At 69.2% G+C, this 14,784-nt stretch carries 12 protein-coding genes and 1 tRNA gene; 8 read left to right on the top strand and 5 right to left on the bottom strand.

Annotation, left to right across the window (positions count from 1 at the left end):
• Positions 1 to 9 precede the first annotated feature (9 nt).
• The gene (locus CHB84_RS12550; protein WP_089301761.1) at positions 10 to 570 is read left to right on the top strand and encodes a hypothetical protein; all 561 of its coding nucleotides are present in this window, start codon (positions 10 to 12) and stop codon (positions 568 to 570) included.
• Here the strand turns inward: CHB84_RS12550 and CHB84_RS12545 are convergent.
• From CHB84_RS12545 to CHB84_RS12535, 3 genes are all read right to left on the bottom strand, one after another.
• Positions 547 to 750, bottom strand: a complete 204-nt coding sequence (locus CHB84_RS12545; RefSeq protein WP_089301760.1) for a hypothetical protein — start codon at positions 748 to 750, stop codon at positions 547 to 549. The two genes, CHB84_RS12550 and CHB84_RS12545, sit on opposite strands and share 24 nt — an antisense overlap.
• Positions 751 to 1,126: 376 nt before the next feature.
• Positions 1,127 to 1,342, bottom strand: coding sequence for a hypothetical protein (locus CHB84_RS12540; RefSeq protein ID WP_141134665.1), 216 nt, complete (start codon positions 1,340 to 1,342; stop codon positions 1,127 to 1,129).
• Between the two features lie 404 nt (positions 1,343 to 1,746).
• A tRNA-Arg gene (locus CHB84_RS12535) sits at positions 1,747 to 1,820 on the bottom strand.
• 163 nt (positions 1,821 to 1,983) lie between these two features.
• Here CHB84_RS12535 and CHB84_RS12530 point away from each other — a divergent pair.
• The 3 genes from CHB84_RS12530 (at position 1,984) to CHB84_RS12520 (ending at position 6,329) form a co-directional block, all read left to right on the top strand.
• On the top strand, positions 1,984 to 2,595 hold the full coding sequence (locus CHB84_RS12530; RefSeq protein ID WP_089301758.1) for a class I SAM-dependent methyltransferase: 612 nt from the start codon (positions 1,984 to 1,986) through the stop codon (positions 2,593 to 2,595).
• 90 nt (positions 2,596 to 2,685) lie between these two features.
• On the top strand, positions 2,686 to 4,215 hold the full coding sequence (locus CHB84_RS12525; protein ID WP_089301757.1) for an AMP-binding protein: 1,530 nt from the start codon (positions 2,686 to 2,688) through the stop codon (positions 4,213 to 4,215).
• 80 nt (positions 4,216 to 4,295) lie between these two features.
• Positions 4,296 to 6,329 carry a bifunctional copper resistance protein CopD/cytochrome c oxidase assembly protein gene (locus CHB84_RS12520; RefSeq protein ID WP_089301756.1) on the top strand — a complete coding sequence of 678 codons (2,034 nt, stop codon included), beginning with the start codon at positions 4,296 to 4,298 and terminating at the stop codon, positions 6,327 to 6,329.
• A 58-nt stretch (positions 6,330 to 6,387) separates the two neighbouring features.
• Here the strand turns inward: CHB84_RS12520 and CHB84_RS12515 are convergent, their stop codons facing one another.
• Together CHB84_RS12515 and exaC are read right to left on the bottom strand one after the other, a co-directional pair.
• Positions 6,388 to 6,762, bottom strand: a complete 375-nt coding sequence (locus tag CHB84_RS12515; RefSeq protein ID WP_089301755.1) for a DUF779 domain-containing protein — start codon at positions 6,760 to 6,762, stop codon at positions 6,388 to 6,390.
• Positions 6,763 to 6,764: 2 nt separating this feature from the next.
• Positions 6,765 to 8,288 (bottom strand): acetaldehyde dehydrogenase ExaC, encoded by a 1,524-nt coding sequence (exaC, locus tag CHB84_RS12510; RefSeq protein ID WP_089301754.1) that lies wholly within the window; start codon positions 8,286 to 8,288, stop codon positions 6,765 to 6,767.
• 113 nt (positions 8,289 to 8,401) lie between these two features.
• Between exaC and CHB84_RS12505 the strand changes: the two genes are divergently transcribed.
• The 4 genes from CHB84_RS12505 to CHB84_RS12490 all read left to right on the top strand — a co-directional run bounded on the left by CHB84_RS12505 (position 8,402) and on the right by CHB84_RS12490 (position 14,641).
• Positions 8,402 to 9,898, top strand: coding sequence for a GAF domain-containing protein (locus CHB84_RS12505; protein WP_089301804.1), 1,497 nt, complete (start codon positions 8,402 to 8,404; stop codon positions 9,896 to 9,898).
• Positions 9,899 to 10,076: 178 nt separating this feature from the next.
• Positions 10,077 to 10,481: a single-stranded DNA-binding protein gene (locus CHB84_RS22910; RefSeq protein WP_176439926.1), complete on the top strand. Its 405-nt coding sequence runs from the start codon at positions 10,077 to 10,079 to the stop codon at positions 10,479 to 10,481.
• Positions 10,482 to 10,594: 113 nt separating this feature from the next.
• Positions 10,595 to 12,271 carry an energy-dependent translational throttle protein EttA gene (gene ettA / locus CHB84_RS12495; RefSeq protein ID WP_089301752.1) on the top strand — a complete coding sequence of 559 codons (1,677 nt, stop codon included), beginning with the start codon at positions 10,595 to 10,597 and terminating at the stop codon, positions 12,269 to 12,271.
• Positions 12,272 to 12,298: 27 nt separating this feature from the next.
• Positions 12,299 to 14,641 carry a hypothetical protein gene (locus CHB84_RS12490; protein WP_089301751.1) on the top strand — a complete coding sequence of 781 codons (2,343 nt, stop codon included), beginning with the start codon at positions 12,299 to 12,301 and terminating at the stop codon, positions 14,639 to 14,641.
• Positions 14,642 to 14,784 lie beyond the last annotated feature (143 nt).

Genomic DNA, 14,784 nt, shown 5'->3' with positions numbered 1-14,784 from the left:
AGAGCAGCCATGGTCATCGCTGTAGCATTCGTGCTGTCCCTGGCGGCTGTGACAGCCGCGATCCTGACTGGCACGACCGTGTTCGCCTACGTCGGCATCGCACTCGCGCTACTCGCCCTGCTGCCACTGGCGTGGCGAACCTGGCAGGACGCGGCGCGTCGACGTTCGTCGCAGCGACAGCAGAGGCCGAACGCGGATGACGATCAGGATGCCGACAACACTCACGACGTGCCCCAGGACAGCGAAGACCAGGCCTCGGCCGCAGCGGACATCGAGCCGACGTCCGATACGACCACGACGGCCCCGCCAGCCGCGGATACACAGGTCCAGATGCAGGGTGTCACGACCGTAACCGCCGGTGGCGTCGAGCCGGCAGACCCCGACGCTGCCACGCTCGTGCACGTCATACCGGGCCGCAAGAGATTCCACCGCGAAGGCTGCGCCCTTCTCGAAGGGCATTCTCGTGAAAAGCTCACCCTTGTGGAGGCGCGCGAAGAAGGATTCAGCCCGTGCAGCCGCTGCGCGACCGTGGGCGCCGCATCCGCCTCACCTGGGAACGAGGAAGGGTAGACCACGTACCCATTCCTCAATCCGGCCGAACAGCCACCCCCAGGCCTCCTGGATGAAAGTTGCCCACTGCACTGGGGCCACCAGGGCGAACACGACGGCCGACAACACGACAACCAGGTACATGCCGAACAGGACGTCCCAGCGATCGAAATAGATCCTCGTCGTTCCCGGAAACCGCACGCTTCGCAGGATACAACCTTCGTCACTTGTGTTCGTGACTGTCCGACGGCTGGCTCTGTCCCGTATTCGGTGGTTGCGGTGGGTAGGCGTTGGCCGAGCAGGATGCGGTGGAGGTGGGGAGGCCTGCGGTCCGTGCATCTGCCGTTTGATCATTCTCGTCTTGGTGTTCACTTCTCTGGTGCGTCTATTGTGGAGTGGTGAAGTGACTGCAGCGCGCAGGGAGTTCTGGTCGAACTCGAGCCCGCGGGTGAACGTGTGCAGGCGGGGGCGGATTCCCGAGCCAGGCGTGGTCGATCCAGTCCGTGAGGTGCTCGTTGTTGCTGGCGTCGGGGGTGAGTAGGGCGGCGAAGTTGCCGATGCGGGGCAGCGAGCCCCGTCAGCTCGGGCCAGGCAGTCGTAGATGCGTCGAGCCGTTCCCGCTGGTGGTCTGTGAGCTGGTCAAGTTGGGTGAGTAGGTCACGAGTGAGCCGCTCGGGAGAGATCGCTGCCAGTCGGACTCGATGCGTCCGTGGATGCTGTAGCGATACAGCAGGGTCTGACCACCGGTGTAGCCGCGCTGCTCAATCGCGTCCAGTAGCTGCAGCACAGGCACGGCTGGGTCTTGTTCGCGCCGGAGCCGTTTCGGCAGGCCACCTGCACGCCGCGATGCTCGCGGGCCACGCGGCTGACCTGCGTCCTCCGCCGGGCAGTGCGCCGCTGATGGCGCTCCAGTACTGCTACCAACTGCTCACGCACGGTCCGCCGAGAGCACACCGGCCTCGGGCAGCGCATTCGACGCACCCGCACCCCACCCCGTCGCCCATCCATCGAGCGCCGGCGACCCGGCGCTCGACATCGGCGTGCACCCGCCCCGATTCGACGGCGCCGCCCGGGCACGCCACCGGACAGCCCAGTTCCTGAGCCGCTGGGATGCCCTGGTACGAATCCGAGATTCGTACTGCATACGTCTCATCCATAGGTAGTAGCGCTTCGTTGCGTCATCCCTGGTCAAGCCAGTGCCCCCGGCAGGACTCGAACCTGCGACCTAGAGATTAGAAGGCTCTTGCTCTATCCAGCTGAGCTACGAGGGCATGACGTTGCGGCATCCGTGCCGCGACCAACAGCATTTTAACGTCCGGCCTGTGTGTGATCGTCACAGCTAGGGCGTTGCGTTAACCGCTGGTGGTCATCGGCGGGTGTGTCGCTACCGGGAACGCTGTGCTGGAGTGGGAGCGTCACGAAGGGAGCCATGAGATGAGTCGTTGGGCCGATCAGGTGGGGGAGGGGCACGGTGCCCGGTATGCGTCCCGGTTCGCCGACCTCGCCGAGTCCGGGGTCGATGTGCACGGCGAGGCCCGGTTGTGCGCGTCGCTGGTGCCGGAGGGGTCGCGGGTGCTCGACGCGGGATGCGGCACCGGCCGGGTGGCGGCGTGGCTCGCCGAGCACGGATACGACTGCGTGGGCGTGGACCTGGACGCCTCGATGCTGGCCCAGGCCGAGCGCAGCACGCCAGCAGTGCCGTGGGTGCGCGAGGACCTGGCGACCCTCGACCTCGCCGAGCACGGAATCGAGGCAGGCTTCGATCTGGTGGTGGCCGCGGGGAACGTGATCCCGCTCGTCGCGCAGGGCAGCGAGCACGTGGTGGTGCGCAGGCTGGCCGCGCACCTGCGCTCGGGCGGGCTACTCGTCGCCGGGTTCGGTCTCGACGCCGCGCACCTGCCGCTCGCCGAGCCCACCGTGACGCTGGCCGACTACGACACCTGGTGCCGCGACGCCGGTCTCGAGCTGCGGCAGCGCTACGCCACGTGGGAAGGTGACCCGTACGACGGGGGCGGGTACGCGGTCAGCGTCCACCTGTGCCGGTAGTAGCGCCGGTGCGCGGATGGCCAGTAGCGTCCGCTGGTACCGCGTCGAACCCGTCGCTCTGCCGACGACCGGACACCGCAGGAGGCCAGAATGTTCGTACCGTTCAGCGCTCGCGACTTCCTCGACCGTGCCGTCACCGTCTACGGCGGGCGAACCGGAGTCGTCGACGAACCCGACCAGCCTGCCGAGCCGCTCGGTGAGCTGACCTATGCCCGCCTCGGGGAGTACGCCCGGGCCCAGGCCGCCGGGCTGGACGCGCTGGGTATCGGGTTCGGTGAACGGGTAGCGATCGTCTCGCACAACAGCGCGCGGCTGCTCACCTCGTTCTTCGGCGTGACCGGGTACGGCAGGGTCCTCGTGCCGATCAACTTCCGGCTGACCACCGAGGAGATCAGCTACATCGTGGAGCACTGCCAGGCGAGCGCGCTGCTGGTCGACCCCGAGCTGGCCGACTCGCTGGCCGGTATCGACGTGCCGCACCGCTTCATCCTGGGCAGCGACAGCGACGCCCAGCTGTACCGCTTCGGAACCGAACCGGAGCCCTGGCAGCACGACGAGCACGCGGTGGCGACCATCAACTACACCAGCGGGACCACGGCCCGGCCCAAGGGCGTCGAGCTCACCCACCGCAGCATCTGGGTCAACGCCACGACGTTCGCGCTGCACGCCGGGGTGACCGACCGGGACGTCTACCTGCACACCCTGCCGATGTTCCACTGCAACGGCTGGGGCATGCCCTTCGCGATGGCCGGCATGGGCGTCCCCCAGATCGTGGTACGCAAGATCGACGGTGCGGAGATCCTGCGCCGGATCGACCGTTACGGGGTCACGGTGCTGTGCGCCGCCCCCGCCGTGGTCAACGCCGTGCTGGATGCCGCCAAGAACTGGGACGGCGAGATCCCCGGTCGCGACCGGGTCCGGGTGATCGTCGCGGGCGCCCCGCCACCCACCACGACGATCGAGCGGGTGGAGTCCGAGCTCGGGTGGGAGTTCATCCAGATCTACGGGCTCACCGAGACGTCACCGCTGCTGACGATCAACCGCGCGCCCGCGGAGTGGGACGGGTTGCCCGCCGAGCAGCGCGCGGCCAAGCTCGTGCGCGCGGGCGCCCCGGCGCTGGGGGTCACGCTGCGGACGTCGCAGTCCGGCGAGGTACTCGCCCGGTCGAACGTGGTGCTCGAGGGTTACTGGCGGCAGCCGGAGGAAACCGAGAAGGTGCTCGGCGACGGCTGGTTCCACACCGGGGACGGGGGCGTGCTCGACGACGAGGGCTACCTCACGATCAGCGACCGCAAGAAGGACGTGATCATCACCGGCGGCGAGAACGTCTCGTCGATCGAGGTCGAGGACACGCTGTTCAGTCACCCCGCCGTGGCCGAGGTCGCCGTGATCGGTGTGCCCCACGAGAAGTGGGGCGAGACGATCAAGGCTCTCGTCGTGCTCGAACCGGGCGCGCAGGTGACCGAGGACGAGCTCATCCGGCACTGCAAGCAGCGCATCGCCGGGTACAAGGCGCCGACCTCGGTCGAGGTTCGCTCGGAGCTGGCCCGCACCGCCACCGGCAAGCTGCAGAAGTTCAAGCTGCGCGAGCCGTACTGGCAGGATCGGTCCCGTAGCTGAGCCCTCGGACGAGGTGAGCGGGGCCAAAGTCGGGCCAACCCGCCGTACGCGGATGGTTGTCCCGGTTCTACGCTGCTGATGTGCCCCCTGAGCAGCCACGATCCGCCGAGGAAGCGCCCGCGCCGGCACGGCGCCCGTCCAGCGCCCTGCCGTTGCTCGCGGCGGGTGTGGTGCTCGCCACATTCGTGGCGATCGGCCTCGTCGCGCTGACCGGGGTCGCCGACTACTCCGTCCTCGGTATCGAAGGCCCGGAGGTGCTCACCGGCTACGGCACGGTCGTCACCCGGCTTCTCGCGGATATCGCGGCCGTGGTGTGTATCGGTTCGCTCCTGCTGGCGACGTTCCTCGTCCCGCCGCAGCGGACAGGCCTCGTCGGCGCCGACGGTTTCGCGGCGCTGCGCACGGCGGGGGTTGCGGCCTGGGCGTGGTTCATCGCGGCTGTGGCAGCCGCGCTGTACTCCGCGGCCGACGCAGGCGGGCGCGGTGCCCACGAGATGTTCGACCCGACGGTGCTCGTCGGGCTCGTCTCCGCGGTCGAGCAGCCGAAGGCGTGGCTGATCACCGCGTCCATCGCGCTGGTGCTTGCGCTCGGCTGCCGCCTGGTACTGAGCTGGCAGTGGACGGCGTTGCTGTTCCTGTTCTCCATCACCGGCGTGCTCCCCGTGGCGTTCACCGGGCACTCCGCCAGCGGCGGGGCGCACGACCTCGCCACCGACAGCCTGGTGTTCCATCTGGTGGCGGCAGCGCTGTGGGTGGGAGGGCTCATCGCGGTCGTGGCGCTCGGCTGGCGCCGCAGCCCGCACATCGGGTTGGCCGCCCGCCGCTTCTCCTCCGTCGCACTCGCCTGCTGGGTCGCCATGGCGCTGTCCGGGCTGGTCAACGCGTTCGTGCGGGTCTCACCCGCCAGCATCCTCGAAACGCAGTACGGCTTGCTGCTCGTCGGCAAGGCGACCGCTCTCGCCGTGCTGGGTGTGTTCGGCCACCAGCAGCGCAGCCGGGCCGTGCGTGCCGTGGTCGAACGTGGCGACCGGCGCCAGCTCCTGCAGCTCGGCGGGGTGGAAGTGCTGATCATGTTCGCCACCCTGGGTATCTCGGCGGCACTGTCCCGCACTCCCTACCCGGCCGAGGGCACGGAGGAACCGGGCACCGCCGAGGTGCTGATTGGTTACGACCTGGCCGGGCCACCTACGCTGGCGCGTCTGCTTTTCGACTGGCGCCCGGACCTGATCTACGGCACGGTCGCGATCGCGCTTGCCGTTCTCTACCTCGCAGGCGTGCGCAGGTTACGCAGACGTGGGGATCCCTGGCCGGTGGGTCGCACCGTGGCGTGGCTGAGCGGCTGCGCTTCCATCCTGATCGCCACCTCCTCGGGGATCGGCCGCTACGCCCCCGCAATGTTCAGTGTCCACATGGGCCTGCACATGATCATGTCCATGGTCGCTCCCATCCTGCTCGCGCTCGGCGGTGCGGTCACACTCGCGCTACGGGCATGGCGACCGGCGGGCAAGGACAACCCGCCCGGCCCACGGGAGTGGCTGCTCACCCTTGTCGAGTCGCGCCTGGCCAGGATACTGACGCAGCCCGTCGTGGCGCTGGTGCTGTTCGTCGGGTCGTTCTACCTGCTGTACTTCTCCGGCCTGTTCGGCTTCGCGCTGAACTACCATTCGGCGCATGTCGTGATGAACGCGCACTTCCTGCTTGTCGGCTACGCGTTCTTCTGGCCGCTGATCGGCATCGACCCCGCGCCCAGGCGGCTGCCGGCGCTCGGCCGGCTGGGTGTGATGTTCGTGTCGGTGCCGTTCCACGCCTTCTTCGGCGTGATCCTGATGAACGCGACCACCGTCGTCGGGCGCGAGTTCTACACCAACATCGGGCTGCCGTGGGTGACCGACCTGCTCACCGACCAGCAGCTCGGCGGCGGGATGGCGTGGGCACTCGGCGAGATACCGGTACTGCTGGTCTTCACGGCGCTGATGGTGCAGTGGGCACGCGCCGACGCCAGGGAGGCCAGGCGTATCGACCGGCGAGCCGATGCCACCGACGACGAGGACCTGGCCGCCTACAACGCGATGCTGCGACAGCTGGCCGAGCAGGAACAGCACCGGCAGCGGTAACGCGCCGGTGGCCGGGTGGTCAGCGGCAGGGTGGCGCGGTGCCGCTGACCACCCGGTGCTAGTGCGGGTCCAGCTCCCGGACCTCCTCGTCGGTCAGCAAGCGGGAGCGGATGAGAAAGCGCACTCCCTCCGGCGCCTCCAGTGAGAAGCCGCTGCCGCGCCCGCCGACCACGTCGATCGTCAGGTGCGTGTGTTTCCAGTACTCGAACTGCGATCCGGACATCCAGACCGGGATCGGCTCGAGCCCGTCCACCTCGAGGTCGCCCAGGTGTACATCGTTGCCGCCGACGCGGAACTCACCGAGCGGGTAGCACATCGGAGCGCTGCCGTCGCAGCAGCCGCCCGACTGGTGGAACATCAGGGGCCCGTGGGTGTCCCGAAGGCGGCGGAGCAGCTGTGCCGCCCCCGGGGAGACATCGACGCGTCCGGTCATCGTCAGAAGAACCCGAGCGCCTGCTCGGAGTAGCTCACCAGCAGGTTCTTCGTCTGCTGGTAGTGGTCGAGCATCATCTTGTGGTTCTCCCTGCCGATGCCCGACTGCTTGTAACCGCCGAACGCCGCGTGGGCGGGGTAGGCGTGGAAGTTGTTCACCCAGACCCGGCCGGCCTCGATGTCGCGTCCGGCGCGGTAGGTGGTGTTGCCGTCCCTCGACCACACCCCCGCGCCGAGGCCGTACAGGGTGTCGTTGGCGGTCTTCATCGCGTCCGCGTAGTCGTCGAAGCCGGTGACCGACACGACGGGCCCGAAGATCTCCTCCTGGAAGACACGCATCTTGTTGTCGCCTTCGAACACGGTGGGCTGCACGTAGTACCCGCCTGCCAGCTCGCCGCCGAGGTCGGCGCGCTCGCCACCGGTGAGCACGCGGGCACCCTCGGCCTTGCCGATGTCGATGTACGACAGGATCTTCTCCAGCTGGTCGTTGCTCGCCTGGGCCCCGATCATCGTTTCGGTGTCCAGCGGATGACCCTGCCGCACCGCCCTGGTCCGCTCGAGCGCGTCGGCAAGGAACGAGTCGTAGATGCTCGACTGGACCAGCGCGCGCGACGGGCAGGTACACACCTCGCCCTGGTTCAGGGCGAACAGGGTGAAGCCCTCGAGCGCCTTGTCGTAGTAGGCGTCGTTGCGCGCGCAGACGTCCTCGAAGAAGATGTTCGGGCTCTTGCCACCCAGCTCCAGCGTCACCGGGATCAGGTTCTCGCTGGCGTACTGCATGATCAGCCTGCCGGTTGTGGTCTCGCCGGTGAACGCGACCTTGCGCACCCTGCTGTTGGAGGCGAGCGGCTTGCCTGCCTCGACGCCGAAGCCGTTGACCACGTTGACCACGCCCGCCGGAAGCTCCTCGCCGATGATCGACATCAGCACGTGGATCGAGGCAGGGGTCTGCTCGGCGGGTTTGAGTACCACGGCGTTACCCGCGGCCAGTGCGGGCGCCAGCTTCCACGTCGCCATCAGGATCGGGAAGTTCCACGGGATGATCTGGCCGACCACCCCGAGTGGCTCGTGATAGTGGTAGGCGACCGTGTCGTCGTCGAGCTCGGAGATGCCGCCTTCCTGGCTGCGGATGGCGGCGGCGAAGTAGCGGAAGTGGTCGACGGCCAGCGGGATGTCGGCGTTGAGCGTCTCCCGGACGGGCTTGCCGTTCTCCCAGCTCTCGGCCACCGCGAGCGCCTCGAGGTTGGCCTCCATCCGGTCGGCGATCGCGTTGAGAACGTTCGCCCGCTCAGCGGCGGGTGTCTTGCCCCAGCCGGGCGCGGCCCCGTGCGCGGCGTCGATGGCCCGCTCGACGTCGGCCCCGGTGCCCCTGGCGATCTCCGTGAACGGCTGCCCGGTCACCGGTGTGGGGTTCTCGAAGTACTGCCCCTTGGCAGGCGGGACGTACTCGCCGCCGATGTAGTGGTCGTAGCGGGACCGGTAGCTGACCAGGCTACCGTCCGTGCCGGGTGCTTCGTATCGCGTCATCGCATGCTCCTTCGGTCGCTGCGTGCTCGACGGGTTCTGCGCCGTGACGCTAGGAACTGCGGCGTTGCAGCGACGTTGCACGCCTGTGACCGCCCTCACTAGTGTCAGCGGGTATGAACGGGCACGCCCTGTCCGAGCTCCTGCACGACCCGGACTCGTACACGAAGATGCTGCAGCGGGTGCGTGAGGCCGTGCTGTCGGGCTCACCCGCGCCGCACGCGCCGCGACCGGTGATCTCCGAGTCGTGGCAGCGGTCCCTGGCCGCGAGGGTCGACCCGGACGACCGGCTGCCGCCCGTGGTGTTCGCGCCCGATGAGCTCGACGAGGTCAGGCAGTGTCACCCGCTCTCGGCTGTACTGCCGTTGCTCCGCCAGAACCTCGTCAGCATCGCCGACGAAGCCGAGCACATCATGATCGTCACCGACGCCCAGGGGCACATCCTCTGGAGGGAGGGCGCGACGGGCGTGTGCCACCGGGCCGACGATGTCCTGCTGACCGAGGGCGTGCGGTGGTCCGAGGACGTGATCGGCACCAACGCGATGGGCACGGTGCTGGCCACGGACGAACCCGTGCAGATCCACTCCGCCGAGCACCTGGTTCGCACCTATCACGAGTGGACGTGCGCGGCCGCGCCGGTCCACGACCCGGACAGCGGGGAACTACTCGGCGCGGTCGACGTGAGCGGCCCCCTGCACACCGTGCATCCGGCGATGCTGGCGCTGGTCTCGGCGACGGCGAACCTCGCGGAGGGCCAGCTGCGGGCGCGGCTGGCCCTGCGGGAGGAGCAGCTGCGCCGCGCGCAGATGCCGCATCTGGACGCACTGCACGGCGAACCGGGTGCGTTGCTGTCCTCGCGAGGCCGGGTACTGGCCACACGGTCCTGCGATTCACTTCCCTCTACTGTGGACATTCAGGACAGTGCAGGGGATGTGGTCCTTCCGGACGGGCGGCACGGCACGCTGGAGCCTCTCGAGGAGGGCTTCCTGCTGCGTTTCGCCGATCGGGGAGCCCGGAGCCGAGTATCACCCCGGCGCCTGTCGCTGACGTTCCTGACCGACGGCGCGCCGAGTGTCACTGTGGACGGCCGGGAAGTTCCGGTCACACTGCGGCATGCGGAGATCTTGACGTTGCTCGCGCTCAACCCGGGTGGGATGAACGCGGAGAAGCTCGCGTTGCGCCTCTACGGTGAGACCGGGAACCCGGTCACGGTTCGTGCGGAGATCCACCGGCTGCGCACCTACCTCGGCGCCGACGTGATGGGGACCAAGCCGTACCGCATCCTTGCCGATGTCGATGCGGACTTTCTCACGGCGCGGCGTGCGTTGCGTGACGGCTCGGCCGCCGAGGTCGTCGCCGCGTTCGACGGACCGCTGTTGCCGGACTCGGAGTCTCCCAGCGTGCTCGAGGAACGGGAGTCACTGACGGCGCTCGTGCGCCGTACGGTCCTGCACGGCGGCGACGCGGACGCGCTGTGGGACTACTGGGCGACCTCCTGCGGAGCCGATGACGGGGAGATCGTCGACACGCTGTGCAGTCTGCTGGCGTGCGACGATCCCCGGTTCGGTGTCGCTCGGCATCATCAGCGGCGCCTGCGGCGGGCCTCGTCGTAGCGACCAGCCGATACCTGTGCCCGAACCCGGCCCGTGGGCGGGTCGAGCGCCGCCGGCGATCCCTCCACATGCGCAAGCGCTGTACACAGATTCGCGCCGGACCCCCGCGCACGGCCGCCGAGAGCGCAAGCTGGTCGCACCGGTACACCAGCGGCGAGCTGAGCGAGAGGTGAGCGAGATGGCGGTGGGTGAGACGATACTCGGCCTCAACGGCACGATCGGATCCGAGCTGCACAGGCGCGTGGCGGACGACGGTACCGAGTCGGTCGGCTTTCGCCTGGTCAGCGCCGAGCGCCGGTTCGACAAGGAACGTGGCGAGTGGGTCGACGGCAGGCGCTGCGTGATCTGGGTGACCTGCTGGCGCCGGTTGGCCGCCAACGTCTGCGCCTCCCTGCGCAAGGGCGACCCGGTCCTGGTTACCGGCAGGCTCTACACCCGTGAGCGGGACGCGGGCGACGTGCTGCACCAGAGTGTCGAGCTGGATGCCTTCGCGGTGGGGCCGAACCTGGCACGGGGAGCGGTGCAGCTCCGGCGGCGCCGGGACGTCGGTCCGGGCCGTGCACAGCTGCCCGCCGCGGCGTGAGGGGCCGTATCGCGGTCGGAAACGTGACTACACAGGGTTAGCCGGAGGCTTCGTTGGCGCGAGCGGGCACACCGCCGTCAGGTCGCTGAGGCGACGGCTCTACGATCGCGGGCATGGCCGAGTTCATCTACACCATGAAAAAGGTGCGTAAGACCGTCGGGGACAAGGTCATCCTCGACGACGTCAGCACCGCGTTCTACCCGGGCGCCAAGATCGGCGTCGTTGGGCCGAACGGAGCAGGCAAGTCCACCGTTCTCAAGATCATGGCAGGGCTCGACAAGCCCAGCAACGGGGAGGCTTTCATCCAACCGGGGGCGTCGGTCGGGATCCTGCAGCAGGAGCCACCGCTGAACGAGGCCAAGACCGTGCGGCAGAACGTCGAGGAAGGCCTCGGCGAGATCAAGGTCAAGCTCGACCGGTTCAACGAGATCGCCGAGCAGCTGGCGACCGACTACACCGACGAGCTCATGACCGAGATGGGCAAGCTCCAGGAGGAGCTGGACCACGCCGACGCCTGGGAGCTGGACTCCCAGCTCGAGCAGGCGATGGACGCCCTGCGCTGCCCTCCGGGCGAGGAGCCCGTCAACCACCTCTCCGGTGGGGAGCGTCGCCGGGTCGCGCTGTGCAAGTTGCTGCTGTCCAGGCCCGATCTGCTGCTGCTCGACGAGCCGACCAACCATCTCGACGCGGAGAGCGTGCTGTGGCTCGAACAGTTCCTGGCGAACTATCCGGGAGCGGTACTCGCGGTCACCCACGACAGGTACTTCCTGGACAACGTCGCGGGCTGGATCATGGAGCTCGACCGCGGCAAGGTGATCGGCTACGAGGGGAACTACTCCACCTACCTGGAGAAGAAGCGGGAGCGTCTGGACGTCCAGGGCAAGAAGGACGCGAAGCTCGCGAGGCGGCTGAAGAACGAGCTCGAGTGGGTGCAGTCCAACGCCAAGGCGCGGCAGAGCAAGTCCCGCGCGCGGCTGGAGCGCTACGAGGAGATGGCCGCCGAGTACGAGAAGACCCGCAAGCTCGACTTCGAGGAGATCCAGATCCCGCCGGGGCCGCGCCTTGGCAACGTGGTCGTCGACGTCGACGACCTCAAGAAGGGGTTCGGCGACACGACACTGATCGACGGCCTGTCGTTCAAACTGCCCCGCAACGGCATCGTCGGGGTGATCGGTCCGAACGGTGTCGGCAAGACGACCCTGTTCAAGACCATCGTCGGTCTGGAAGAGCCCGACTCGGGTTCCGTCAACGTCGGCGACACCGTCAAACTGTCCTATGTTGATCAGGCTCGCGCGGGGATCGATCCGGACAAGACCGTGTGGGAGGTCGTCTCCGACAGGCGCGACTACATTCACGTCGGCCAGGTGGAGATGCCCTCGAGAGCTTACGTGAGCGCGTTCGGCTTCAAAGGACCCGACCAGCAGAAACCGGCCGGAGTGCTCTCCGGCGGTGAGCGTAACCGGCTCAACCTTGCGATGACGTTGAAGCAAGGCGGTAACCTGATCTTGCTCGACGAGCCGACCAACGACCTCGATGTGGAGACGCTCGGCTCGCTGGAGAATGCGCTGGAGCAGTTCCCCGGCTGTGCTGTGGTCATCTCGCACGACAGGTGGTTCCTTGACAGGGTGGCGACCCACATCCTTGCGTGGGAAGGCACCGAGGAGAACCCGGGTAAATGGTTCTGGTTCGAGGGCAACTTCGAGGGATACGAGAAGAACAAGGTCGAACGGCTCGGGGTCGACGCCGCCCGGCCGCACCGGGTGACGCGTCGGAAATTGACCAGGGATTGACGCGGGCAACGACCGAGCGGAGGGCGCGTGGCAGCCAGCAAGCACAGGGCCGGCAGTCGACCTGCCGACCCGACCTCGCAATCGGATCCGGAAGCCGGTTCTGTCGAGGCGCTCCTCGACCAGGGCACGCGGCTTCGCCTGCGCGCACCCGAGTTGGCGATGGTGTGCGGCGAACGGGCCGCATCCCTGGCCGAGTCGGCCGACATGGAACGCCTGTGGATTCACGCCGAGGCGCTTGCTGTGTTCGCGCGCGTCCGCCTCGGTCACCGCGCCAGCGTCGTCGACCGTGCGATGGCGGCGTTACGCGCCGCCGAGGCAGGCGGGCATCGTGACCTGATCGCGCTGCTGCGTACCGACCTCGCGCTGTGCTCGCGCAGCATCGGCGTACCGCTGACCGGGTTCGCCGCGTTGCGGCCCGTGCTCACCACGCGGGACACGGCACCGGTGGACAGGGCTGTCGCGCTGGTACAGCTCGTGGGCTGCCTCAGCGCGCTGGGGCGCCGTGGTGCGCTGGATCGTGCGCTCAACGAGGCCGAGGAGTTGGTCGACAACGATCCCTCCCTCGACGAGGACGGTCGGCTGACCCTGCACGCGGCAATCTGTGGACGGGCCGCGGCGCACCTGCGCCGCCACGGCGACATCTCGGCGTCCATGGACTTCGCGCGCCGCGGCCTCGACACCATCGGCGGGCTCAGCGACACCTCCGCCGACGGGGGTCAGCTGGGTGTGCGGCTGACCCTGGAACTGACCTGCGCGTTGCTGGACTCCGGCGCACGGGACGACGCGGCGGCGCTGGCCGAGCCCGTGCTGCGTGAGCCGCCACGGGCGGCGGCCATCTCGCCGATGGCGTGGCTGCGGCTGGCCGTGGCGACCCGCATCCACCTGCCGTCCGGTTCCGCCGAAGCCGCGGCCGGGTTGGTGCGGGAGGCGCTGTACTACGCACGGCGGCACGACCTGTACGCCGTGGTCGGCCGGTTGCTGCACGAACTCGCCCATATCGAGCAGCAACTCGACCGGCCGAGCGAGGCGGTGGTCTGCCTGCAGGAGGCCCGCATCGCCGAGCATTCCTACATCCGCGCGCGCAAGCAGGCTTCCGCGTTGCTGACCGGGGAGTTCGGCAGGGGCGAACATGCGACGGTGGACATCGAGAGCCTGCTGAGCTCGGCCCACCCCCAACATCTCACCCCGGGACGCAGGCAGCCCGCCCAGCCGACCCAGAACGCCCAGCCGACTCAGCCCACCCAGCCGGCGCACCATGCCCAGCCGGCGCACCATGCCCAGCCGGCGCAGGCAGCTGAGGCCACCCCGTTCCCGGCCAAGACGCGCAGCGCCGCCGGTTTCGCCGCCGCTCGGGCCGCCCAGGCCGGGCAGGAACGGCAACAGCCCGGGCAGGCCACTCCGGCCGCCCAGGCCGGTCAGGAGGGGCAGGCAGCCGGGCACGCGCAGCCGGGCGGCACCCACGGCCCGCGATGGCAGGACGCGGCGGCCCATCACGCGGCAGCCCAGAACGCCGGGGCCCAGCACACCGGCGGCCAATACACCGGGGCCCAGCACACGGGGGCCCAGCACACGGCACTGCCGTACCGGCAGGGACGTGAGCCGGAGAGCCCCGCGCAGCCGACCCACGCGGCACCGCCGGGCGGGGCGCCCCAGCCGGATGTTCCCGCGGCGTCGGCGGGAGCCGGCGATCAGGAACGCCAGCACGGCGACAGTTCCGCGACGGCACGGGACGTACTGGCGCGGCTCGGCGTGCACGTGGGCAGTGGCGGAAGCGGCGGCAGGCGCAGGGCCGACGACCGGGCAGCCGACACCGGAGGCGAGCCGGCTTCCTCGCGCGACCGCGGGCCCGGGAACGCCACCGCGGGGCCGCCAGGTCAGGGCCGTGCGGCGGACCGTTCCACGGGCTCGGGCGGGCCACCCTCCGCGTTCCCGCGGTTGCGCGTGCCGGAAGGTCTGGAGCCCCCTGGGACGAAGCAGGAGCCGATGGACGGGGCAAGCCGGTACGGCGACGCGGCACCCCCGTACGACCGGGTAGGCGATGCCGGGCTCGCATCGTTCGGGTCGGACCCCGCCTCGCGTGACACGGCCGCGAGCGGCGCGGCGGCAGGTGACGACCCTGCCGAGCAGGATCAGCAGAACTTCGACGAGATGGACAGCTTGCTGGAGGTCTTCAGCAGCTGGCGGGCCGGCTCAGGGGGCGCGGATGGCGCGGGGTCCGGCTACGGGCCCGGCTATGGCCAACGTGGCCGGGAAGGTCGTGCCGTGCCGTTCCGCGGCGCGGCCGAGGACGGCTCCGAGCGTACGCGGGGGACGAACGGTCGCTCGTTCGGGCCGAGGTCGACAGGGGGTCGCCACCGCGGCGAGGCGTGAGTGCGCGCGGTCGTCCGCGTTGCCCTCGGCGTCGATCGTGCGGATGGCTGGTCACACGCCGCACGAGGGCGGCGGCTGCGCGCCGCGTCACCGTTACCGGCATGCTCGGTGGAGCCCGCCGCCAGCTAGGGTGACCATGGATG

The organism is Haloechinothrix alba, assembly GCF_900188115.1.
In the GTDB taxonomy this organism is placed as follows: domain Bacteria; phylum Actinomycetota; class Actinomycetes; order Mycobacteriales; family Pseudonocardiaceae; genus Haloechinothrix; species Haloechinothrix alba.
This window is presented reverse-complemented; position numbering and strand designations above follow the sequence as displayed.